The sequence below is a fragment of the Mesorhizobium sp. Primo-A genome (assembly GCF_003997175.1).
Classification (GTDB): Bacteria; Pseudomonadota; Alphaproteobacteria; order Rhizobiales; family Rhizobiaceae; genus Mesorhizobium; species Mesorhizobium ciceri.
In genome coordinates this window covers 88432-111910 of sequence record NZ_RZTG01000011.1, presented here as the reverse complement: position 1 = coordinate 111910, position 23479 = coordinate 88432, and the positions used below count along the sequence as shown (strand labels likewise).

General features: G+C 64.6%; 21 protein-coding genes. 18 read left to right on the top strand and 3 right to left on the bottom strand.

What is annotated here, in order from left to right; all coding sequences use genetic code 11:
* The first annotated feature begins 84 nt into the window (after nt 1-84).
* From EOC83_RS20975 to EOC83_RS20955, 5 genes are read left to right on the top strand one after another with little or no spacing between them, the layout of a single operon-like run.
* Nucleotides 85-1755: a thiamine pyrophosphate-binding protein gene (locus EOC83_RS20975; RefSeq protein WP_063168727.1), complete on the top strand. Its 1671-nt coding sequence runs from the start codon at nt 85-87 to the stop codon at nt 1753-1755.
* Nucleotides 1752-3848: a hydantoinase/oxoprolinase family protein gene (locus EOC83_RS20970; RefSeq protein WP_063168728.1), complete on the top strand. Its 2097-nt coding sequence runs from the start codon at nt 1752-1754 to the stop codon at nt 3846-3848. The genes EOC83_RS20975 and EOC83_RS20970 overlap by 4 nt, the downstream gene beginning before the upstream one ends.
* On the top strand, nt 3845-5464 hold the full coding sequence (locus EOC83_RS20965; protein ID WP_063168729.1) for a hydantoinase B/oxoprolinase family protein: 1620 nt from the start codon (nt 3845-3847) through the stop codon (nt 5462-5464). The genes EOC83_RS20970 and EOC83_RS20965 overlap by 4 nt, the downstream gene beginning before the upstream one ends.
* Nucleotides 5461-6663: a pyridoxal phosphate-dependent aminotransferase gene (locus EOC83_RS20960; protein ID WP_063168730.1), complete on the top strand. Its 1203-nt coding sequence runs from the start codon at nt 5461-5463 to the stop codon at nt 6661-6663. Before EOC83_RS20965 ends, EOC83_RS20960 begins: the two co-directional genes overlap by 4 nt.
* Nucleotides 6664-6666: 3 nt before the next feature.
* The gene (locus EOC83_RS20955) at nt 6667-7479 is read left to right on the top strand and encodes an NAD(P)-dependent oxidoreductase (protein ID WP_063168731.1); all 813 of its coding nucleotides are present in this window, start codon (nt 6667-6669) and stop codon (nt 7477-7479) included.
* Between the two features lie 227 nt (nt 7480-7706).
* On the opposite strand, the gene EOC83_RS20945 is transcribed toward EOC83_RS20955, so the two are convergent.
* The gene (locus tag EOC83_RS20945) at nt 7707-9311 is read right to left on the bottom strand and encodes an FAD-dependent oxidoreductase (RefSeq protein ID WP_199489654.1); all 1605 of its coding nucleotides are present in this window, start codon (nt 9309-9311) and stop codon (nt 7707-7709) included.
* Between the two features lie 150 nt (nt 9312-9461).
* Between EOC83_RS20945 and EOC83_RS20940 the strand changes: the two genes are divergently transcribed.
* Genes EOC83_RS20940 through EOC83_RS20925 form a run of 4 tightly spaced genes read left to right on the top strand, consistent with a single transcriptional unit; the run spans nt 9462 to nt 13334 of the window.
* Nucleotides 9462-9998 carry a cupin domain-containing protein gene (locus EOC83_RS20940; protein ID WP_063168733.1) on the top strand — a complete coding sequence of 179 codons (537 nt, stop codon included), beginning with the start codon at nt 9462-9464 and terminating at the stop codon, nt 9996-9998.
* An 11-nt stretch (nt 9999-10009) separates the two neighbouring features.
* Nucleotides 10010-10786: an aspartate dehydrogenase gene (locus EOC83_RS20935; protein ID WP_063168734.1), complete on the top strand. Its 777-nt coding sequence runs from the start codon at nt 10010-10012 to the stop codon at nt 10784-10786.
* A complete protein-coding gene (locus EOC83_RS20930) occupies nt 10786-11598 on the top strand; it encodes an alpha/beta hydrolase (RefSeq protein WP_063168735.1) in 813 nt (270 codons plus the stop codon). The genes EOC83_RS20935 and EOC83_RS20930 overlap by 1 nt, the downstream gene beginning before the upstream one ends.
* Nucleotides 11595-13334 carry a cobalamin-dependent protein gene (locus EOC83_RS20925; RefSeq protein WP_063168736.1) on the top strand — a complete coding sequence of 580 codons (1740 nt, stop codon included), beginning with the start codon at nt 11595-11597 and terminating at the stop codon, nt 13332-13334. The genes EOC83_RS20930 and EOC83_RS20925 overlap by 4 nt, the downstream gene beginning before the upstream one ends.
* Nucleotides 13335-13374: 40 nt before the next feature.
* Here the strand turns inward: EOC83_RS20925 and EOC83_RS20920 are convergent, their stop codons facing one another.
* Nucleotides 13375-14121: an SDR family oxidoreductase gene (locus EOC83_RS20920; RefSeq protein WP_063168737.1), complete on the bottom strand. Its 747-nt coding sequence runs from the start codon at nt 14119-14121 to the stop codon at nt 13375-13377.
* Between the two features lie 103 nt (nt 14122-14224).
* Between EOC83_RS20920 and EOC83_RS20915 the strand changes: the two genes are divergently transcribed.
* The 7 genes from EOC83_RS20915 (at nt 14225) to EOC83_RS20885 (ending at nt 20428) form a co-directional block, all read left to right on the top strand.
* Nucleotides 14225-15196, top strand: coding sequence for a thiamine pyrophosphate-dependent dehydrogenase E1 component subunit alpha (locus tag EOC83_RS20915; RefSeq protein ID WP_158515799.1), 972 nt, complete (start codon nt 14225-14227; stop codon nt 15194-15196).
* A 1-nt stretch (nt 15197) separates the two neighbouring features.
* Nucleotides 15198-16172 (top strand): alpha-ketoacid dehydrogenase subunit beta, encoded by a 975-nt coding sequence (locus EOC83_RS20910; protein WP_063168739.1) that lies wholly within the window; start codon nt 15198-15200, stop codon nt 16170-16172.
* Nucleotides 16173-16186: 14 nt separating this feature from the next.
* Nucleotides 16187-17479 (top strand): alpha/beta fold hydrolase, encoded by a 1293-nt coding sequence (locus tag EOC83_RS20905; RefSeq protein WP_127224187.1) that lies wholly within the window; start codon nt 16187-16189, stop codon nt 17477-17479.
* Nucleotides 17480-17542: 63 nt separating this feature from the next.
* Nucleotides 17543-17866 carry an NIPSNAP family protein gene (locus EOC83_RS20900; RefSeq protein WP_063168741.1) on the top strand — a complete coding sequence of 108 codons (324 nt, stop codon included), beginning with the start codon at nt 17543-17545 and terminating at the stop codon, nt 17864-17866.
* Nucleotide 17867: 1 nt separating this feature from the next.
* The gene (locus tag EOC83_RS20895) at nt 17868-18737 is read left to right on the top strand and encodes a hypothetical protein (protein ID WP_063168742.1); all 870 of its coding nucleotides are present in this window, start codon (nt 17868-17870) and stop codon (nt 18735-18737) included.
* Nucleotides 18734-19660 carry a 3-hydroxyacyl-CoA dehydrogenase NAD-binding domain-containing protein gene (locus tag EOC83_RS20890; protein ID WP_063168743.1) on the top strand — a complete coding sequence of 309 codons (927 nt, stop codon included), beginning with the start codon at nt 18734-18736 and terminating at the stop codon, nt 19658-19660. The genes EOC83_RS20895 and EOC83_RS20890 overlap by 4 nt, the downstream gene beginning before the upstream one ends.
* Before the next feature lie 18 nt (nt 19661-19678).
* The gene (locus EOC83_RS20885; protein ID WP_063168744.1) at nt 19679-20428 is read left to right on the top strand and encodes an SDR family oxidoreductase; all 750 of its coding nucleotides are present in this window, start codon (nt 19679-19681) and stop codon (nt 20426-20428) included.
* A gap of 28 nt (nt 20429-20456) precedes the next feature.
* Here EOC83_RS20885 and EOC83_RS20880 read toward each other — a convergent pair whose 3' ends face one another.
* On the bottom strand, nt 20457-21209 hold the full coding sequence (locus EOC83_RS20880) for an NAD(P)-binding domain-containing protein (RefSeq protein ID WP_063168745.1): 753 nt from the start codon (nt 21207-21209) through the stop codon (nt 20457-20459).
* A gap of 111 nt (nt 21210-21320) precedes the next feature.
* Here EOC83_RS20880 and EOC83_RS20875 point away from each other — a divergent pair, with 111 nt between their 5' ends.
* Together EOC83_RS20875 and EOC83_RS20870 are read left to right on the top strand one after the other, a co-directional pair.
* Complete coding sequence (locus EOC83_RS20875; protein WP_063168746.1) at nt 21321-22094, top strand: GntR family transcriptional regulator; 774 nt, start codon at nt 21321-21323, stop codon at nt 22092-22094.
* A 141-nt stretch (nt 22095-22235) separates the two neighbouring features.
* Nucleotides 22236-23348, top strand: a complete 1113-nt coding sequence (locus EOC83_RS20870; protein WP_063168747.1) for a branched-chain amino acid ABC transporter substrate-binding protein — start codon at nt 22236-22238, stop codon at nt 23346-23348.
* The last annotated feature ends 131 nt before the right edge of the window (nt 23349-23479 follow it).

Below are 23479 nucleotides of genomic sequence, written 5' to 3'. Positions count from 1 at the left end.
TTTCGTCTCGATGCGCCAGCGTGCACGTATGAATCCGAAAGGCAGGCTCGATCCGCTTGCCGCCTGAATGAAGGATGTCGCAGCATGATCCGCAATGGCGGTCGCCTTCTTGTCGAATGCCTGATCGCGCTCGGCGCGACCAAGAGTTTCGGTGTGCCGGGCGAAAGCTATCTGGCCGTGCTGGACGCGCTGCACGACACTCGTGGAAAGCTGGACTACGTGCTGTGCCGCAACGAGGGCGGCGCGGCATTCATGGCCTCGGCCTATGGCAAGCTGACGGGTTCGCCGGGCATCTGCTTCGTGACGCGCGGACCGGGTGTCGCCAATGCGTCCATCGGCGTGCACACGGCGATGCAGGACAGTTCGCCGATGATCCTGTTCGTCGGCCAGGTCGGCACCGACATGCGCGGCCGCGAAGCGTTTCAGGAAATCGACTACCGCGCGGTGTTCGGCACGATGGCGAAATGGGCGGTGGAGATCGACGCTGTCGAGCGCCTGCCGGAAATCATTGCCCGGGCCTGGACCACGGCGCTCACCGGGCGGCCAGGCCCGGTGGTGATCGCCCTGCCCGAGAACATGCTGACGACGCTGACCGATGTCGCGGCGCTCAGCGGGCCTGCCAGGGTGTTCGAGGCCGCGGCCGATGCCGATGCGCTGGCCGAGGCCCGGTCCATGCTGGCCGCCTCCAGCAGACCGGTGATCCTGATCGGCGGTGCCAACTGGTCAGCTGACGGGCGTGCCGTGCTCCAGGCTTTCGCCGAGACCTCCGACATTCCGGTGGTCGCGGCGTTCCGTTTCCAGGATCAGTTCGACAATGGCTCACCGGTCTTCGTCGGCGAGGCCGGTGTCGGCATGGTCCCGCATGTCAAGAAGCTGATCCGGGACGCCGATGTGATCCTGGCGATCAATGTGCGCTTCGGCGAGATGACCACGGATGGCTACACGCTGCTGTCTGTGCCCGAGCCGAAGCAGAAGCTGATCCATGTCCACGCTTCGGATCGCGAGATCGGCAAGATCTACGTGCCCTCGCTTGGCATCCATGCCGGGCCGAACGCCTTCGCCAAGGCGCTCTCGCCGGTCAAGGGCGACTGGGGCGCGTGGCGGTCGCAGGCACGCCAAAGCTATGAGGGCACGTTCACCGCGCCTGCCCAGCCGGGCCCGGTCGACATGGTCGAAGTCAGCCGCTGGCTGCGCGAGAACCTACCCGACGACGTCATCCTCACCAACGGCGCCGGCAATTTCACCGTGTGGCCAAACAAGTTCTTCAGGTTCGGGCCAAAGGCGCGGCTGCTTGCACCGCAATCCGGCGCCATGGGCTACGGCCTGCCGGCGGCCATCGCGGCCAAAGTGGCCTTTCCCTCACGCACGGTGGTCTGTTTTGCCGGTGACGGCGATTTCCAGATGAACTGCCAGGAGTTGGGGACGGCGATGCAGGCCGGGGCGCAGCCGATCGTCCTCATCCTGAACAACGGCATCTACGGGACCATCCGCGCGCATCAGGAGCGGCACTATCCGGCGCGCGTGTCGGGAACGAACATCGAGAACCCGGATTTTGTCGGCATCGCCCGGGCCTATGGCTTCCACGCCGAGCGGGTCGGCGCGACGGGGGAGTTCGCCGGCGCTTTCGGCAGGGCGCTGGCATCCGCGACCGGCGCGGTCCTGGAGCTGGATATTTCCCCGGAGGCGATCACGCCGCGTCAAACCCTTTCCCAAATGCGCGACGCAGCGCTCGCTTCGCATAAGGCCAACGCATGACCAGTACGGCAAATGACATCCGTCTCGGCGCGGATATCGGCGGCACGTTCACCGATATTGTGGTCGATGTGCGCGGCACGATCTTTTCCACCAAGATCCTGACCAACTATGCCGCCCCCGAACAGGCTATCCTCGACGGAATCGAGATCGTCGTGCGCGACGCCGGCATCACGCTGGCGGACCTCGACATCGTCATTCACGGCACCACGCTGGCGACCAACGCGCTCATCGAACGGCGTGGCGCCAAGACGGCATTGGTCACCACCGAAGGGTTTCGCGATGTCATCGAGATGCGCACGGAAAACCGGTTCGAACAGTATGATCTGAACCTGAAGCTGCCGCCGCCGCTGATCCCGCGCGAGCATCGCTATACGGTCAAGGGGCGCATCGGCGCGGACGGAAAGGAATTGCAGCCGCTGGACGAAGCAGCGCTCGACGAGATCGCCGACAGCATCGCCGCGGGCGGCTTCGGCGCCGTCGCCATCGGCTTCATCCATTCCTACATGAACCCGGTGCATGAGCAGCGGGCACGCGCGATCCTCGCCAGAAAGCTGGACATACCGATTTCCATCAGCGCTGAGGTCTCGCCGCAGATGCGCGAGTTCGAACGCTTCAACACGGTTTGCGCCAATGCCTATGTCCGGCCGCAGATGGCCGACTATCTGGTGCGCCTCCAGGTGCGGCTGAAGGAGATGGGGGCGAACTGTCCGGTGTTCATGATCCACTCGGGCGGCGGACTGATCTCGATGGAAACCGCGTCCGAATTTCCGGTGCGCCTGGTCGAGTCCGGTCCGGCCGGCGGTGCCATTTTTGCGGCCGACGTGGCGCGGCGCTTCGACCTGGACTCCGTCGTCTCCTACGACATGGGCGGAACGACCGCGAAGATCTGCCTGATCGAGGACTATTCGCCGCGCACGGCGCGGACCTTCGAGGTCGCCCGCACCTATCGCTTCTGCAAAGGCTCCGGCATGCCGATCTCGATCCCGGTCATCGAGATGATCGAGATCGGCGCCGGCGGCGGCTCGATCGCCTGGGTCGACGCCATGGGCCGCATCCAGACCGGCCCGGAAAGTGCCGGGTCCGAACCCGGTCCCGCCTGCTACGGGCGTGGCGGCAGCCGCCCGGCCATCACCGATGCCGACCTGGTGCTGGGCAAGCTCGATCCCGACAATTTCGCCGGCGGCGCCATCAGGCTCGACACGCAGGCTTCCGAGCAGGCGATCACCCGCGATGTCGGCACCCGGCTTTCGCTCAATTCCGTTTCCGCCGCTTTCGGCATCTGCGAGGTCGTCGACGAGAATATGGCCAATGCCGCCCGCGTCCACGCGGTGGAAAACGGCAAGAACATCTCCGACAATGTCATGATCGCCTTTGGCGGTGCAGCGCCCCTGCATGCGGCGCGGCTGTGCGAGAAGCTTGGCGTCGAACAGTGCCTTGTCCCGCAAGGCGCCGGCGTCGGCTCGGCCATCGGTTTTCTCAAGGCGCCGTTCGGCTACGAGGCGCTGGCTTCCAAGCTGATGCGGCTGTCGCGCTTCGATGCATGCGAGGTGAATGCGCTGCTCGACGGGCTGAAGACGACTGCCGAGAGCTTCGTGCGAGCCGGCACTAACAATGCCATCACCCGCGAGATCACCGCCTTCATGCGCTATGCCGGCCAGGGTTGGGAAATCCCGGTGCCGCTGCCCGACAGGGCGTTCAAGCCCGGCGATGAGGTGAGCCTCAAGGACGCCTTCCGGGACAATTATGCGCGCTTCTTCGGCCGTGCCATTGATGGCCTCGACGGATTGGAAATCGAGATCGTCACCTGGTCGGTCAAGGCGCAGGACGTGCGGCCGGCGCCCGCAAGGCACGAGATCACCATGGGGACCAGGACCGTCGCCGCTTCGCAAACGCGCGAGGTTTTCGATCCGGCGACCGGAACCGTGCAGGTTTCAGCCATCATCGAACGCGCCGACCTTTCGCCAGGGGATCGCATCAGCGGTCCGGCGGTGATCGTCGAGCGTGAGACGTCGACGGTCGTCACCACTCTCTTCGATGCCGCGCTACAGAGCGACGGTTCGATCCTCCTGATCCGCAAAGGGGTCCAGGCATGAGCGACATCTTGGAAATCCGCATGCAGGTGATGTGGAATCGCCTGATTTCGGTGGTCGAGGAGCAAGCGCTGACCCTGTTGCGTACGGCCTTCTCCACGTCGGTGCGTGAATCGGGCGACCTGTCGGCCGGCGTGTTCAATCCGCGCGGCGAGATGCTGGCGCAGGCCGTGACCGGTACGCCCGGGCATGTGAACACCATGGCCGAGGCCGTGCTGCAGTTCATGAACGAGATCCCGCGCGAGGAGATGTACGAGGGCGACACCTATGTCACCAACGATCCCTGGAAAGGCACCGGCCATCTCCATGACATCACCATGGTCTCGCCCTCGTTCCTGAACGGCGAACTGGTGGCATTCTTCGCCTGCACCGCGCACGTGGTCGATGTTGGCGGACGTGGCTTCGGCGCCGACGGCAAGTCAGTCTACGAGGAAGGAATCCAGATCCCGATCATGAAGTTCGCCGAGCGCGGCAAGGTGAACCTCGATCTGGTGAAGATCCTGCGCGCCAATGTGCGCGAGCCGAACCAGGTCGTCGGCGACTTCTATTCGCTGGCCGCCTGCAACGAGGTCGGCCATCGCCGCCTGGTCGACATGATGAAGGAGATCGGCCTGGCATCGCTGGACAGGCTGGGAGAGTTCATCTTCACGCGCACGCATGACGCGACGCTGGAGCGCATCAAGGCGCTGCCGAAAGGCACCTGGTCGAACGAGTTGGTGACCGACGGCTACGATACGCCGGTCAAGCTGGTGGCAGCTGTCTCGATTGAGGACGACCATTTGAATGTCGATTTCTCCGGCACCGATCCGACAAGCCGATGGGGCATCAACGTTCCGATCATCTACAGCAAGGCCTATGCCTGCTACGCCCTGAAATGCGTCGTGGCGCCGGAGATCCCGAACAATGCGGCCTCGCTTGCTCTGTTCACTATATCGTCGCCGACCAACATCCTGAACGCCCCGCGGCCGGCGCCGGTCTCCCTGCGGCACGTCATCGGCCATATGGTGCCCGATCTGGTGCTGGGCGCGCTGGCCAAGGCGCTGCCGGGCCAGATCCTTGCCGAAGGGGCGGCGGCACTGTGGAACATCCACATCTCGGTCAGGCCGGTCGCCGGGAGCGATGGACGCCGCGCCGAGGTGCTGATGTTCAATTCCGGCGGCATGGGGGCCCGCCCGACGTTGGACGGGCTGTCCGCCACCGCCTTTCCGTCCGGTGTCCATACCATGCCGATCGAGGCGACCGAGCACACCGGGCCGATCGTCATCTGGCGCAAGGAACTGCGTCCCGATTCCGGGGGCGACGGGGAATTTCGCGGCGGCCTCGGCCAGATCCTCGAAATCGCGGCCACTGAAGGCCACGAGTTCGATTTTTCCGCCATGTTCGACCGGGTCAACCATCCGGCCAAGGGACGCGATGGCGGCAAGGACGGGATAGCCGGCATCGTCAGGCTCGACGATGGCACGCTGATGCGCCCCAAGGGCTGGCAGCACGTTCCGGCAGGGCGTCGTCTGGTGCTGGAACTTCCTGGCGGTGGCGGCTATGGCGATCCCTCCAGGCGCAGTACGGAGGCGCGGGCACAGGACGTGTCCAGGGGCTATATTTCGGAGAAAAGCCGATGAGCTACATTTCCTCGCGCCTGTCCGTGGTCAAGCCGTCGGCTTCGATGGCCGCCTCGCAGGCGGCCAAGGCGCTACGGGTCAAAGGCGTCGACGTCATCGACCTTGGCCTTGGCGAACCTGATTTTCCGACGCCTGCCCACATCATCGAAGCGGCCTATGCAGCCGCCAAAGCGGGCCAGACCCTCTACACCGCCGCAGCCGGCTCGCCGGAAGTGCGCGAGGCCGTGGCCGGGAAGTTCAGGCGCGAGAACGGACTGGACTACACGGCCGACGACATCGTCGTGGCCAACGGCGCCAAGCAGATCATCTTCAACGCGCTGATGGCGACGCTGGAACCCGGCGACGAGGCCATCCTGCCCGCGCCCTATTTCGTCTCCTATCCTGAGATGGTGAAGCTGCTAGGCGGCACGCCCGTCACGGTCGAATGCAGGGAAAGCGGCGGCTTCAGGCTGACGCCCGAACTCTTGGAAAAGGCGATCGGGCCGAGAACCAAGTGGCTGTTCCTGAACATGCCCGGCAATCCATCCGGAGCGGTCTACTCGGCCGACGATCTCAAGGCGCTTGGCGCTGTCCTTGCCAGGCATCCGCAGGTGCTCATCCTGTCGGACGAGATCTATGAGCACATCATCTTCGATAACCGCGAATTCGTATCCTTCGGCAAGGCCTGCCCTGACCTCAAGGACCGAAGCCTCATCGTCAACGGCGTGGCCAAGGCCTATGCGATGACCGGCTGGCGTGTCGGTTATGCAGCCGGCCCGGCACCACTCGTCAAGGCGATGTCGATCATCCAGAGCCAGTCGGTCACTTCGGTCTGCTCGATTGCCCAGGCGGCGACGGTCGCCGCACTGAATGGCCCGCAGGACGAGGTGGCTCGTTTCCGCGATGCATTCGAGGCGCGCAGGAACCTGGTCGTCGATGGCATAAGGCGCATCAACGGCCTGACGCTGCCGCCGCCGGAAGGAGCTTTCTATGCCTATATCGGTTGCGCCAGCCTGATCGGCCGCAGGACCCCAAAAGGCGTCATGCTGGAGGACGATACGGCGGTGGCGACCTATCTTCTGAACGAAGGCCGCGTGGCCTCGGTGCCGGGCACTGCCTACGGACTTTCACCTTATTTTCGTATCTCCACCGCCACCAGCGAGGAGGTGCTTGCCGAGGCGATCGCGCGGATCAACGCCGCCGTCGCGCAAGTGGAGTAGACCATGCCGCATTACGAACGCATCCTGATCACCGGCGCCGCCGGCCGGCTTGGCTCGGAACTGCGAAAGGGGCTGGTGCCGCTGGCAAAAACGATCCGCCTGGCGGGTCGCGAACCGTTCGGCGATCTTGCTCCTCACGAGGAAGAAGCGGTCTTCGATCTCGCCGACATGGAGGCTACACTTGCGGCCACCAAGGACTGCGACGCGATCGTGCATTTCGGCGGTGCGCCGCTTGAATGCGAATGGCAAACGATCCTGGATTCCAGCATTCGCGGATCCTACCACATCTACGAAGGCGCCCGGAAACACGGCGTGAAGCGGGTTATCTATGCTTCCTCGGTGCATGCCATCGGCTATCATGAAGTCGAAGCCCATATCGGCGTCGATGCGCCGGTGCGCCCCGACAGCCTCTACGGCGTGTCGAAGAATTTCGTCGAAAGCCTGAGCCGGCTCTACTGGGACAAGTTCGGCATTGAGACGGCTTGCCTGCGTATCTTCTCGTCCTTTCCCGAACCGGCCGACCGACGCATGCTGTGGTCGTATCTTTCCTTCGCCGACTGCGTTCGTCTGGTCGAAGCAGCACTGACGGCGCCGCGCGTCGGGCACACAATCTCGTTCGGCATATCCGACAACAAGCTGAAAATGGTCGACAACAGCGGCGCCAACCATCTGGGGTTCATCCCGCAAGACAGCGCCGAGCCATTCCGCGCAGCGGTCGAGGCGAAGACGCAGATTCCGGATCCCAAGGCGCCATCGGTGAAGTATCTGGGCGGGTGGTTCTGCGAGCTTGGCCATCCGGACGACAAGCGGGCGTAACTATCAAAAAACCAATCCGCTAGATGGCGAAGACGAAACATCCACCAACACCCCTACGGCTCCCTGCAATTCACGGCGACAGCCGAATAATGATCATGAAGCGCTTCCGGGACGTTCAGGCCAGGGCGACACCGGCGATCGTGCAAGACCGTAGGCTCCGGCGATCACCCCCATGCCTCCGGTGTGCTTCTGAGGTTCGGTGCCGTCTGCCATGTAGGCTTCCGCGATCACCTGTTCTGATGCAGGATCGTCTCGGCCGCAATGAAGCCCCAGGTCAGGTTCGGGCCGAGCGTGGTGCCGGCCCCTACGGCGCGCGTGCCGATGGGGTTGGCCATCGCAAGCCCTGCCGCATAAAGGCCGGGAATGATCGAGCCGTCCGGTCTCAACACCTGCGCCCGCTCGTTGGTCCGGGCCCCGCCCTTGGTGCCGAGGATCGAGCGATTGATCGTCATGCCGACGTAGGGCGCCTTGTCGATCGGCTTCAGCCGGTTCTCGGGGCCATGCGCCTTGTATGCCTCCCAACCATTATCGCCGCGGTGGAAGTCCGCATCGTGCCCGTTCTCGCAAAAGCCGTTCCAGCGCGCGATCGTCTCCTCCAGCGCCGCCGCCGGCAACCCGAGCTTGGCGGCAAGGCCAGCGATGGTATCGGCCTTCTTGATCCAGTCGCGCTCGTAGGAGGCATACCAGCGGAAAGGCAGCGAGGTTTTGAGGAAACGATTATCGCCAACGAGATAGCAGGGCAGATGGACGGGCTCGCCATCCGGTCCGCGCGCATCGATCGCCTCGCCGATGTTGAAGGCGTTTTCGCTGACAAAGCGCTTTCCCTCGCGATCGACCACGATCGAATGCGGCTCGGCCTGGAAGGTCATCGGCAAGCCGTGCGACTGTCCCTGGTAGCGCGTCGGCAGGCAGGGATAGACGTTCGCCTGATCCATGCGGTCCAATTGCGCGCCGACGGAAGCCGCAAGCTTCTGGCCGTCGCCCTCATTGCCGCGCGGGCTGCCGATCCGGTCGAAGGCGCCGGGGAAGTGGCGTGCGCGCATCTCGGCGTCCCATTCGAAGCCGCCGGTTGCGATGACGACGCCGCGGCGCGCGACGATCTTCGTGCGCCGGCCCTTGCTCTCCACCTCCGCGCCGGCGATGCGTGAGTCCGGATCCTGAAGCAGGGTGACGGCGCGCGTTCCCGGCTGAAAGGTGACGCCGGCATCGAGGCAGCCCTTGATCAGCCCGGTCATCAGTGCCGTGCCCTGGCCGCCGGAATTCGTCAGCCATCGCCATAGAAGCTTCGGCCAGACCTTGAACCCGGCGCGGATGGGATGGTGATAGAGATCGAGGTCGACGATCTCCTGGTAGGTAAAGCTGTGCGGCAAGGTGGAGCGGCGCAGACTCCGCGCAAACTTGCCGAGGAGACGGCGGCTGAGCGGCCTCGGCGAGAGCATGCGGCCATAGAGTTTCCCGCCCGGCGCTTCGGCAAAGGGATCGGGCTCGTTGATCAAGCGAAAATCGAGCGGCGTGTTGACGGACAGAAAGTGCAGCATGTCCGGCGCGGCCTTGGCGAAAGCGCCCCAGAGCGCATCTTCCTTCTGCTCCCATCCTTCGGGCGCGACCGCACGCAGATAGGCGAGCGCATCCTCGCGGCTGTCGGCGATGCCGGCTTCGGCCGCGACATGGTTGGCGGGTATCCAGACCCCGGCACCGGACATGGCCGAGGTGCCGCCCAACCATTCGCTCTTTTCGATGACGAGCACCCTGAGGCCACCCTTGGCGGCCCGCAGCGCTGCCGAGCAGGCCGCCGATCCCGAACCGATCACCAGAACATCGTACTCGCCCATCGGCATTCCCCTGCCATCATCGACACAGCACTATATAGAGGCACGAAATTTAATCTGTCTACTATTGTGTCGACACTTTTTGCGCTGTACCCTCTCCAAGTCAGCAACGCGCCCGAACGACCTTCGCAGCTCCATTCGACAGGCAGAGCCATGGACGACACCAACCTTCCACCCGCGCCCTCTGGCATCCATGTTTCCGGAACCGAAACGCGCGAAAGCTACTGGCAGCCGGTTCCCGCAAACGGCCATATCGACGTGGCGCTCGCGCCGCACATCGTCGGCATGGAGCACCCCTTCGCGCTGGGCACGCAGTCGGTAGCGCCCGGCGGCTATGTGCGCGAACACACGCATGACCGCAACGAAGAGACGGTCTATGTCATCGAAGGCCATGGCCGCGCCGTCATCGACGGCAAGGAATATCCGCTGGAACCGGACAGCGTGGTGTTCCTGCCGAAGAATGTCCGACACATGTTCATCAACGACGGCGACACGCGCCTGCGCTGGATCTGGTTGATCGTGCCGAACGGGCTCGAGGATTTCTTTCGCCTGATCGGCAAGCCGCGCAAGCCAGGTGACCGTGTGCCGTCCAATTTCCCGCGCCCCGAAAACGTTCTGGAAATCGAGCGCAAGACGGTGTTCGGGGCAGACCTCGCCGACAAGTTCGATCCCCTGAGGCAGAATCCCTGAAGAAGCCTCGGATGGTGACGCTCGGCCTCATCGGCTTCGGCACGATCGCGCGCGAGATCGTCTCAGCTTTCCCAGTGGACTCGGTTTGCTGGGTGGCGCTGATGCGCGAAGGTACCCGCCGCGACTTGCCGGCGAATGTCAGCACTGTCACGCAGCTTGACGCGCTGATCGGTCCGCGCCCCCGGGCGGTGGTGGAGGCGGCAAGCCAGGAGGCGGTGGCCGCTTATGTGCCCGCGCTTCTCGAAGCCGGCATCCCGACCATCATCGCTTCGATCGGTGCATTCGCCGATCCGATCCTTGCCGCGAGGCTGACCGATGCTTCGCGCAATAGCGGCGCGCGCTTGGTCCTGCCGTCAGGCGCGTTGGGCGGTCTCGACTATCTCAGGGCGATAGCCGCACTTCCTGAGGCGCGGGTGCGCTACACCTCGCGCAAGCCGCCGACAGCTTGGGAAGTCGAGCTTGCCACTCTTGGCCTGTCGGCCGAGCACGACGCGGTATCCCTCTTCGAAGGCACGCCGGCGCAAGCGGCAAAGCTCTATCCGAAAAACCTCAACGCCGCCTTCGCCGTGGCGCTCGCTGCAGGTATCGACAAAGTCACAGTGCGCGTGGTTGCCGATCCGAAAGCTGCCGGCAACATGCATGAAATCGAGGTCGAGAGCACCGCCGGCACCGCCTCCTTCCGCCTCGTCAACGCACCCTCGCCCAACAATCCGAAAACCTCGATGCTCACGGCGCTCAGTCTCGTCGCGGCGCTTGGCGAGTTGCTCGACAGGGAGGGCCTCAGCTGATGCCCTTCTTCACCGCCGCCGATGGCTGCCGCATCCACTACGAGACATCAGGCAGCGCCGGCCCACGCCTCATCCTCATCTCCGGGCTCGGCGGTGATGGAAGGTTCTGGACTGGTGTGGTACGCCTGCTCGAGGCCGACCATCGCGTCATCGTCACCGACCATCGCGGCGCCGGTCGCAGCGATCGCCCCGAAAGCCCCTATTCCATTCCCCTGATCGCCAGCGACATTGCCGGCCTGCTGGCGCAGACGGGCGGTCCCGCCCATATTGTCGGGCATTCCACTGGTGGCGCCATCGCGCAGGTGCTGGCGCTCGATCATTCGGAACTTGGCCTGAGCTATACGATCAGCAGTTCCTGGGCGCGAGCCGACAGCCGTTTCCGCACGCTCTTCAGCGCTCGCGCCGAACTGCTGGAGGCCGGCTTGGCCGAGACCTATCAGCGCCTCGGCCATGTGCTCTGCCACGAACCGTCCTACCTCGAAACGCATGCCGGGGAACTCGACGCAGCCGTCGCCGCCGCCCCTGACACCCTGGCGCCGCTGACAGTCAGTGCTGCGCGCGTGCGCATGCTGCTCGACCATGATCGCCTTGCCGATCTGCCGCGCATCGACACCCCGGTTCAAGTGATTGCGGCCACCGGCGATATCCTGACACCGCCAGCCCTTTCGGAGGCGATCGCTGCGGCAATACCGGATGCCCGGTTTGTTTCAGTTCCCGGTGCGCATTTTCACCCCCTCGCCGACCCCGAAGGTCTTGCCGCCATCATTCGCCGTTTCATTGTCGAAGCTCACCTTGATCGCAAAGCATCATGATCGCTGACCTCAGCCCCGCCCTCCTCGACCCGCGCCTCAAGCCTGGCGCCGAGCTCCTCGCCGAAGGACGCGTCATGGCGCGCGACTGGCGCCTCGGCAGCTGCCGCTTCCTGACCGAGACTGGGATGCCGTCCGAAGCCGCATGGAAGCGCAAGGCAGCGGCCGAAAAGCGAGTCATGCAGCACGCCCATATCGGCTTCAGAAGCGTCGACCGCACCGTGGCCGCGATCGGCGAGGTGCATGAGCAATGCCGCAAGGCAGGGGTAACGGTCGACCGTTTCGGCATCACCCTCGACTGGTCGATGGGTTATCCCCAAGCCATGCGTGCAAAGGCCGCGCGCGGCACCGGCATCGTGCTCACCGGCCCCGAGGATTTCGCCCGCATCACCAACGCCGCGCCCGCTGCCGCGCATTTCGGCGACTTCATGCTCGGCCTGCCGGGCGCGGTGGAAAACACCCGCGCCGCCATCGCCGCCGGTGCAACGGCCATCGGCAATCTGGGGCAGTATTTCACCTTCCGGCTGCCCTACTGGGACGATGATGTCGCGACCACCGAAGCGACCGTCACCGCCCTCGGCCTGATTGCCGCGCAGGATGCCGAAATCCTTGTCCATTCCAATCTCGACGACGGCTTCGCCGGGCTGTTCATCGACATGGCCTGCGCGCTCGGCATGGTGCTGGTCGAAAAGCACATCGTCGAGGATCTGATCGGCGCGCGGCTCGGCCATTGCTACGGCCACCACTTCAGCGATCCACTGTCGCGCGCTGCCTTCCATGCCGCGCTGGTGCGGGTCAGCGATACGCCGGGCACCATGATCTTCGGCAACACCGTTTCCTACCAGTCGACCCCGGCAGGCAATTACGCAACCCTGGCGAGTTATCTCCTGGCCGACATACTGGCTGTCGGGCGATGGCCCTCCGGCCATGCGATCAATCCGGTACCGGTAACCGAGAACCAGCGCATTCCCGATGTCGACGAGATCATCGACGCACAAACCTTCGCGCACCGGCTCACGCTGCACGCCCCCTTCTACGACCCCGTCTTCGACTGGGCCAGGGTGGAGGCGATGGCCGATGTGCTGGTCGAAGGCGGGCGTCGCTTTGCCGGTGCCGTCATGAAAGGGCTGGCCGAGCGCGGGGTGGATACCGAAGACCCGGCCGCGCTGATGTTCGCCATCCGCCGCATGGGGCCGAAGCGCATGGAGGCGCTGTTCGGCCCGGGCGCGGACGGCATCCGCGGACGCACGCCGCTGATCCATGCCGAATGGGCGCGCGAGCTCAACCACAAGGCCGTCGCCTGGGTCGCGACGCAAAAGCCGCTGGAAAGCCCTAGACCCCTGACCGTCTGCATCGGCACGACCGACGTGCATGAGCACGGAAAATATCTCGTCGAACAGGCGCTTGAAGGCCTGGGCATCGTCATCGCCGATGCCGGTGTGGCCGTCGACCCGGAAACACTCGTCGCCCGCGCCGCCGAAACCGGGGCCGATGCGATCGCCGTCAGCACTTACAATGGCGTGGCGCTGCGTTATGCACAGGCGGTGAAAGCAGCGATGGCGGCACGCGGACTTGCCTTGCCGGTGCTCATCGGCGGACGATTGAACGAAGTGCCCAAGGAGTCCAATTCGGGCCTGCCGGTCGACGTGACCAAGGATATAGCAGACCTAGGCTGCCTGCCCTGCGCCGACCTCGACGAGATGCTGCGTGCCCTGCGTTCCATCCGGCCCGTTGCCTGAAACGGGCAGGCTTCGTCTTACGCAACGACAGGGGCGTGCCTTACCAGGCGGTCATGCCGCCGTCGACCGTCAGGATCGAGCCGGTGGCGAAAGAGGATTCGTCACTGGCGAGCCACAGGATTGCATTTGCGATTTCAACCGGCTGCGCGACGCGATTCATCGGTGAGCGCGCGTTCAATGCCGCGACAAACCCCTGAGGATCGGGATGGGTTTCCAGCATGGTTTCGAAATAGCTCGACCAGGTCACACCCGGTGCCACGGCGTTGACGCGGATCTTGTCCGCAACATGGTCAAGCGCCATGGCACGCGTCAGCGCCGCGACGCCGCCCTTGGAGGCGACATAGGCCGCCCGATCGGCAAGTCCGACATGGGCCACGTTGGAAGCGGTGTTCACGATCACCCCGCCGCCGCCCGCGGCCATGACGGGAATGACATATTTGGAGCAGAGAAAGACGCCCTTGAGGTTCACGGCCATGAGCGCGTCCCAATCCGCCGCCGCGGTGGTGACAACCGAACCGCGTATGCCGTAACCGGCATTGTTGACCAGAATGTCCACCCGGCCGAAGGCCTCTTGCGCGCGGCGCACCATCGTCGCCACGGAGACTTCGTCCGAGACGTCCGCCTCCCAGGCCAGCGCTCCGGTCCTGCCGGCCACCTCGCCGGCCCGCGCGCCGTCGCGATCGACGACCAGAACGCGCGCGCCCTCCTTCGCAAACAGTTCCGTGACGGCCGCGCCGATACCGGCGCCGGCTCCGGTGACGATGGCCGCCTTGCCCTCCAAACGCATGATCGATCCCCTTTTCACAAACTTGTTTTGCCCTATCTTGCAGAAGCGCTTGCAAAGTGTCGACACTTTTGTATTTAATTTCGGCACGAACTCGGGGATATCGGTGAAAAACACTCCTTCCGTCGAACAACATCTGGAAATCTATCGCCGGATGCTGCTGGTGCGGCATCTCGAAGAGGGCCTTGGGGCGCTTCACAAGGAAGGACGCACGCGCGGTCCGATCCATCGCTGCGATGGCCAGGAAGCCGTCGGCGTCGCCGCGACCGCCGTGCTGGAGGCCGGCGACAAGGTCGCCACCACCCATCGTGGCCACGCGGTCTATATCGGCAAGGGCATGGCCGTGCACCCGGTGGTGGCCGAGATCTTCGGGCGGGCCACCGGTGCCTGCGGCGGGCGCGCCGGCCACATGCTGGTGGCCGATGCCGAAAAGGGCGTGATCGGCGGCAATGCCATTGTCGGCGCGGGCATTCCAGCCGCCACCGGCATGGCGCTGTCGATGCAGATCCTCGGCACCGGCAATGTCGCCATGTGCGTCTTTGGCGACGGCGCCGCGCAAACCGGCATCTGCCACGAAGCCATGAACATGGCGGGGCTGTGGAAATTGCCGGTCGTCTTCGTGCTCGAACACAACCAGTTCGGCCTGACCGTTCCCTCCGAGGTCCAGTCGCCGGTCGAGGACCTGTCGATCCGCGCCGCCGGCTACGCGATGCCGGCCGAGATCGTCGACGGCAATGACGCGGTGGCTGTCTACCGTGCCGTGTCGGCCATGGTCGAGCGCGCCAGGCGCGGCGAAGGCCCAGGCATGGTCGAATGTAAGACCTACCGCGTCGAAGGTTTCTCCACCTCCGACATGGGCGGTTACCAGAAGCCGGAGGATATTGCGGCCTGGAAGGAACGTGACCCGTTGCTCGTCTCGCGCAAGGCGCTTTTGGGCGACGTCGGCGAGGCGAAACTCGCGGCAATCGAGGTGGCGGCCAGAGCTGAGGTCGACGAGGCATTCGCGGCGGCCCTCTCCGACCCGATGCCCGAATTCTCGCTCGACGAAGCCTGCAACCCCTACAGCGAGGCACACTGACATGGCCATGATGCGGTATGCCGAAGCGCTCAATGCGGCACTGCGCGAAGAGATGCAGGCCGACCCCTCCGTCTTCGTCTTCGGCGAGGACATCGGACGCTATGGCGGCGTCTTCAAGGTGACGAAAGGGCTGATGGAGGAATTCGGCGAAACGCGGGTGCGCGACACGCCGATCTCCGAACAGGCGCTGACCGCCATGGCCGTGACCGCCGCGATGACCGGCACGCGGCCGGTGCTGGAAATCATGTATGCGGATTTCGTGCCGCTGACGCTCGATGCGCTGGTCAACCAGGCATCGATCTACAATTACATCTGGAACGGCCAGGTCAAGATGCCGTTCGTGCTGCGTACGCAGGGCGGCGGCGGCGCCGGCGCCGGCGCGCAGCACTCCAAGTCGCTCGATTCCATGCTTGCCCACATACCCGGCATCAAGGTCGTTGCTCCTTCGACGCCCGCCGACGCCAAGGGCATGCTGAAGGCCGCGATCCGCGACGACCAGCCGGTGGTCTTCCTCGAGCACAAGCTGCTCTACAACACCCGCGGCGAGGTGCCGGAAGGCGATGTGACCGTGCCGCTCGGCAAGGCGGCAACCCTGCGCGAAGGCAACGATATCTCGATATTCGCCACCTCCAAGATGGTGGTCGAGGCACTGAAAGCCGCGGATCTTCTCGCAGCCGACGGTGTTTCGGCCGAGATCGTCGATCTCCGGTCGCTGCGCCCGCTGGATGTCAACGCCATCGTCGCCTCGATCGCGAAAACGCACCATGCCGTGGTGGTCAACGAGGGCTGGCGCTTTTGCGGCTACGCCGCCGAGCTTTCGGCAACGATCATGGATCACGCCTTCGACGAGCTGGACGCGCCGGTCGCGCGCGTCACGCTGCCGGACATGCCGATCCCCTATTCCGAGCCGCTGGAAACGGCGATGCTGCCAAGTGCCGAGAAGATCCGCACCGCCGCGCTGAAGACGCTGAAGTGACGGAGGCGGCGGCGATGGCGACCCATCCGATCAGCATCGACAGCGCCGGCGGCGAATACATGGAAGCCGTGCTGGTGATCGCCTGGGCGGTGAAGCCAGGCGATCCGGTCAAGGCCGGCGATCTGGTCGTCACCGTCGAGACGGCCAAGGCCGCGACCGAAATCGAAGCCGACCGCGACGGCTGGCTGGCCGAAATCTTCTTCGCCGAGGGACAGGAAGCGCCGGTGGGCGCCGTGCTCGGCACGATCGCGGACGCGAAGCCGATGGCTGGCCAGCCAGCCTCGGTCGGGCCGGCGACAGCAGCCGCCGCGGCAGCCAATCCGCGCGAGCTTGTGGCTGACGAAGCCTCTTCCTCCATCCGGCAGCCTGGCAGCCGCCCGATCGCCAGCCCGCTTGCCCGGCGCCTTGCCGCCGCGGCCGGGCTCGACCTTGCCGCCATTTCGGGAAGCGGGCCGCGCGGACGGATCAAGAAGCGCGACATCGATGCCACCCTTGCCGCTCGCACGAACGAACAGGACGGTGCAGGCCAGCGGGCGCCAGCCGCAGTCCAGGCATCGCCTGTCGCCGCGCCGGCCCGGCAGACGGTGCCGGTGGTCCTCATCCACGGCTTCGGGGCGGATCGCTCCGTGTGGCGGCAGGTTGTCCCGTTGCTCGGGCCGGGGATCGAGACGATCAGCCTCGACTTGCCCGGCCATGGTACGGAAGCGGCAAGACCTGCAAGCATCATCGAGGAGATCGCCTTCCTCCTCTCCGACCGGCTGGAGGGGATGGGCGTCGGCAATGCCCATCTCGTCGGCCATTCGCTCGGCGGCGCGGCGGCTCTGGCGCTCGCACGACTGGGCCGTTTTACGGTACGCTCTGTCACACTCCTTGCCCCTGGCGGGCTCGGCCCCGAGATCAATGCGGGCTTCCTTGCCGGGCTCGCCCGCGCAACAACCGTCCCGGCGCTTGAGCGATGGCTGGCGGTCATGGTCGGCGACCCCTCGGCCCTGCCGGTCGGTTATGCGCAGGCCGCACTCAGACAGCTGGAAAAGACCGGCAATCGCGACGCGCTCACTGCGATGGCCGAAAGCCTGTTCCCGGACGGCACGCAGGGTTTCGATCTCGCGGGCGCGCTTGGCGAACTCGCCGTCCCGACGCGGCTCATCTGGGGCAGGCTCGATCGCGTCATCCCGGTCGCCCATGCGGCCCGCGCGCCGGGCTTCACTGCCGTTCATCTTCTCGATGGCGTTGGCCATGTACCGCAGATCGAGGCACCGGCGCTCACCGCCCGGCTCATCGCCGATACGGTGCGAAGTGCCGGCTGAGCCGGCAAGACCATCACGCCCGCGTCAAGGGCGCCACGACAGAATGTCAGAAGGAGTGCCGATATGATCTTCGACCATCGCACCTACACCGCCCGCCCCAACAAGCTGTCGCATTTCCTCAAACTCTACGAGGACGTCGGCCTGCCGATGCAGCGGCATTATCTGGGCGAGCCCTTCGGCTTCTTCCAGACGCATATCGGCGACCTCTCGCGCACCGTGCATCTGTGGAGATATGAAAGCCTTGCCGACCGGGAGGAGCGGCGCGACCGCATGGAGGCAGACCCGGAATGGCAGGCCTACCGGCGCAAGGTGATCGAGACCGACTATCTGCTCGACATGCGCAACCAGATCCTCAAACCCGTCTCGTTCTTCAATCCGGGAAAATAAGATGGACCTGACTTTCTCGACCGAGGGGCGCAGCTGGCCGCTGCGCCTGACTGGCGATGCCGAGCGCACGCGCCGCGCGCTGCTTTCGGCCTTGCCGATGCGTCTGCAGCTGCACACGCCGAAGATCGCCGGCAGCCATATCTATTGGCATGCTCCCTTCGTCGAGGATATCGAGGGTGCTACGCATGTGCTTTCCGCGACCGCCGGCGCATTCATCTACTGGCCGGTGCGGCAGTTCCTCGAAATCACCTTCGCGCCGCTTCAGGCGGAGAATGCCGAGATCACCGTTCTCGGCCATCTCGACGCGCCGGTGGAAGGCATTGCCGAACTTGCCGCGACACTGAAACAGGACCAGGGCCGCCGCATCCTGGAAGGCACGCTTGTCCGGTCGGATGGCGGCGTGTCCGAGCCTTCGCCGCCATCGTCGCTGCCACAGGATATCATTGCCGCTCGCAAGGCGCTGTGGGTGTTCTGTCCCGCCGACATCAGCCGGGTCACCGCGTCACGCGCCATCATGCACCCGGCAGGGCCTGTCTTCACCGCGGAATCAGAAGCGCGGGTGCTGCACGAATTCCTCTGGTGGATCCGCGCCGAGCGCGGCCGGAAGGACGAATTGGTGCTGCGCCAGGCGGCAGCAATCGCGCTCGACAAGACCGCGACCCGGCTACGCGATTTCTGCCACATGGAGGAAACGCCTGCCCTGCTTTTCCGGCTCAAGGCGGCGATGGACGGCAACTATCCGCTCGGTGCGCTGATGGACGAGGCGATCCTGGCTACCGGGCGGGTTGGCGCTTGGATCGATCTTCTCATCCCGTGGAACGACCTCAACGAGGCCTTCCGCGCTGCGCTTGACGGCAGGAGGGCCGGATGATGGAAAAACTGACCATCGGCATTGTCGGTTTCGGCGTCATCGGGCAGCGCTGGACGGCTTGCTTTGCCCATGCCGGCCACGCGGTGCGCGTGTTCGACCCGACAGAGCGGCGCGAAGCGGCTTTCAACGAGGTGCTGCCTGCACTCATGGCCGACCTAGACGCGTTGAAGGGATCCTCGCCCTCGCCCGGCGAGATCCATCTTTTTCCGACGCTCGCCGAGACGCTCCAAGGCGTCGATTTCGTGCAGGAGAACGGTCCGGAAGACCTGGCCCTCAAGCGCCGGCTGCTCGCCGAGATCGAAGATCATGTCGGTGACGAGATCGTCATCGCCTCCTCCTCCTCGGCCCTGCTGGTGTCCGACATGCAGGGCGAGTGCCGCCTGCCCGGCCGCGTCGTGCTCGGCCATCCCTTCAATCCAGCGCATCTGATGCCGCTGGTCGAGATCGTCGGCGGCAAGACATCGGATCCACAAGCGATCGCCCGCGCACGCGCCATCTATGAAGCCATCGGCAAGAAGCCGGTAACGCTCAACCGGGAGGTGACCGGCCATATCGCCTTGCGCCTGATGGGCGCCATGTGGCGCGAGGCGATCGCTCTGGTGCGAGACGGCGTCGCCTCGGTCGAGGACGTGGATCGTGCCTTCATGTATGGGCCGGGCGCGAAATGGACCCTGCAAGGTTCGTTCATCTCCAACAGCCTCAACGCCGATGGCATCGAGGACTTCCTGCGCAAATATGGCCCGACCTATCAGGCGATCTGGGACACGCTGCTCGACGCAAAGCTTGACAGCGAGACCATCCGCTCGATCACAGCTTCGACAAATGCGGCGGTAGGCGGGCGCAGCCACGAGGATCTGAAGGCCGCGCGCGAGCCTGGCCTGGTCGGCATTTTGAAAACAGTGGCCGCACACGGTGCACTCTAATCGTCACGGAGAATGGCCATGACCTATCGCACCGCCCTCGTCACCGGCGCCTCGAAAGGCATCGGCGCAGCGATCGTCGAGAGCCTGATCGCGGAAGGATTGACCGTCCATGCGCTGGCGCGCAGCCGTGGCGCGCTACAGGTCCTGCAGGAGAGGCTCGGGCCACGCGTGAAACCGCTTGTCGCCGATGTGCGCGACAACGAGGCGATCGCTTCTGCGCTCGGTGCGGCGGAAATCGATGTCCTGGTCAACAATGCCGGCGGTTTGGCGACCGTGCGCCCCCTGCACGAACAGAGCGCGGAGGAAACAGCCGAGGTGGTGGCGCTGAACCTCACCGCACCCTTGCAGCTCATCCGCATGTTGCTGCCGGGCATGATCGCGCGCAAGCGTGGCCACATCTTCAACCTGACCAGCACGGCAGCCAGCGGCGTTTTTCCCGGCACGACGACCTACGGTGCGGCCAAGGCCGGCCTTTCCCAGGCCGGTCGCATCCTGCGCTATGATCTCGCGGGCACCGGCGTGCGGCTGACCGAGATCGCCCCGGGCCGTGTGGAAACGGATTTCTATCTGAAGGCCTTCGACGGCGACCGCGAGGGCTTGCGCAAGCGCATGTACTCGCAACAGCGGCCGCTCGGCCCGGCCGACATTGCCGCCGTGCTTGCTACCGCGCTGCGGATGCCGGATCATGTCGACATCAGCGAACTGACCGTCGCGCCGAGCGAACAGGCGCCCGGCGGCCATACCTATCCGCCCGCGCCGCAACGATGAGCATGCGTGGCGTCAGCGACGCCGCGCCTCAGTCCGGCTCGGTCAATTTGTCGAGCACGGCCGTGCAGGCCTCCTCCCAGGCCGCAGGCACTCCGCGCGCCGAAAGCACCTGCAGACCCCGCTCGGTGATGCCGCCCGGTGTCACCAGCTCCTCGAGCATCTGATGCATCGGCTGGTCTTTCTCCTCAATCAGCCGCCCGGCGGCCACGAACGTCATCGCCGTCAGCCGGCGGCCAATTGCCGGATCGAGACCTCGCGCGCTCGACCATTCAGTCGTCCTGCGGATCAGATCCTGCACCCAGCCATAGATGGCGGCATTGACCGTCGCCAACTCGAAGTCCGTTTCGCTGGCCAGAGCGATCGAGGGGCCAAGCCAGTCGAGGACCGCCCGCGCCTGCTCAAGGTCGGGGAAATAGATCGTCGGACTGGCACAGATTTCGGAAGCCGTGAACGGCATGGCGCGCACCGCGCGCGCAGGCGCGACAGCAAACCGCGATAGCGCTACGCCGGCGCAAACCGAAACCATTGTTTGGTCCGTGCGCCACGGCAGGCCAGCGACCGCATCCGGCGCATGCACGGGCCGCACCGCAACAATGACGACATCGGACTGTTCGACGAGATCGCGATTGTCGATTGCCAGCCGAAAACCGTGCCGGGCGGAGAGCGCCGCCGCCTTGCCCCGCGGCGACAGCACGATCGCCGCGGGATCAAGCCCGGAACGCAAGAACCCAGCCAGCATGGACGTCGCCAGATGCCCGACCCCAAGAATGCCTACAATCATTGTTGTCCCCCGGATTTGAACCTGCTGCTTGCCATTCACACGAAGTTGGGAAAGAAAGGCGGCTCTACAAAGTGTCGACACAGCCTGCATACAAATCAGATGAGAACCGACGTGACCGAACGAGCCGAGACCAGTGCCGATAGCGACCCGTCCCTTGCCGCTGAAGCGGAGACGCGCCGCGCTGCCGATAGCAGCGAACGCGCCTACAACACCATCCGCAAGCTCCTGGTCGAATTCAAGCTGAAGCCCGGAGAGCGCATCAACGAGGTCCAGCTTTCGCGCGGCCTTGGCCTTTCGCGCACACCGATCCGCGAGGCGCTGAACCGGCTCGCCTCCGAGGGTTTCGTTTCGCTCACGCCCAATCGAGGCTTTTTCGTCAGAAGCCTCAGCACCGAGGGCCTGCTCGATCTCTACGAGTTCCGCTCGATCATCGAGTGCGCTGCTTTCAAGCTGATGTGCGAGCGCGCCGACGACAGCGAAATCGACCGGCTGCGGAGCTACTGGGAAGCGATCGTCGACGCCTACCCGGACCAGCCGCCGGATGTCATCCTGGCCGAGGACGAAGGCTTCCATCTGCTCATCGCCGAACTCTCCGGAAATCCGGAACTTGTCGGCCAGCTCAGCTCCATCAATGCACGCATCCGCTTCATCCGCCGCATCCAGATCGAACATCCTTCGCATGACAAGGCGCAGATCACCTCCCATTCGGCCATCGTCGAGGCTGCCGTCAAGCGCGATGCCGAGAACGGCGCGAAACTGTTGCGCGAACATATCGAAATGACCGTCTCCGCCACGCAGCAAGCGCTCAAGGACGCCTTGCTCAAGGTTTTCGCGCCCGACAATGGCGCCGAGCTGAAGCGTCGCCGAAGGGCTCGCGACGCATAATCGATATCTGAGCACAAAATTGAACGCAATAGTGTCGACACTTTCTTGACGACGATCCCTTTGTCTGCTTCGATGGGCTTACACGGGGAAGAAGACCGCAACGGCCTCCCCTGTCGTAGTCAGCAGCTAAGGGGAACCATGATGAAAAAATCTATCGCCACACTTCTTCTCGGCGCCTCGCTTTTTGCAGCGCCGGCCATGGCCGAGCAGATTACCGTCGGAATGTCCGCGCCGCTCTCGGGCGCGCAGGCCTATTTCGGCAGCACCTGGCACAATGGCTTCAAGCTCTACGTCGACAGGCTGAACGCCGATGGCGGCGTCAATGGCGTCACCATTGCCTATGACCAGCAGGACGACAAGGCCGACCCGCGCGAGGGAACGCTCGTCGCCCAGAAATTCTGCGACAATGACAAGGTCGTGCTTGGCCTGGTGAACTTCAATTCCGGCGTCGCCCAGTCGACGCTGCCAATCTATGAAGACTGCACGCTGCCGACCATGACCTTCGGCTCCAATCCGTCTCTCACCAAGCAGGGCTACAAGTTCATGGTGCGCCCGGTGGCCAACGATCTGGCCGGCGCATTGTTGCCAGCCGAATATGCGCTGGGCAAGCTCGGCGCCAAGACTGCCGTGATCGTCAACGACAAGCAGGTCTTCGGCCAGGGCATTTCCGAAATCTTCGCCAAGAACTTCGAAACCGGCGGCGGCAAGGTCCTCGATACCATTGCCGTGGCGCCATCCGACGTGGACTTCACCGCTGTGCTGGCCCAGATCAAGTCCAAGAAGCCCGATGCGATCTATCTCGGCGCCGTCATGCCGCAGCTTGCGCTGTTTGCCAAGCAGATGCACGAGCAAGGTATCGCCGCCGTGCTAATGGTGCCGGACGGCGGCTACACGCCGGACCTCATCAAACAGGCCGGCGAAGCCAATGTCCAGGGCACGCTTGTCGCGATCCAGGTGCCGCCGATGGATGCCTCCCCCGAGATCGCCGATTTCGCCAAACTCTACAAGGCGAAATATGGTGAGGAAGCCGGCCCGTATTCGATCTACGGCTATGTACAGGGCCAGATTTTGGAACAGGTGCTGAAAACGACGAAAGGCCTCACGCGTGAGGACCTCAACGCGGCATTGCATGCAGTTAAGGCGAAGACCGTCGTCGGCGAGCTGGAATTCGACGAAACCGGCGAACTCAAAGTCGCCCCATCCTACCTCTACAAGGTGGAGGGAACGGGCTTCCATCTCGTCGGTTCGAAATAGCAGCCAGACCGCCGGAGCCGCATCGCTACGCGCGAAGCGGCTCCTTCACCTGTTGACGGGCGTGCCTGCCGCAAGTACGGGCGGCCACGTCGACCATTCCCCTTCCCGGTTCGACCGGTCCATGGGGTTGC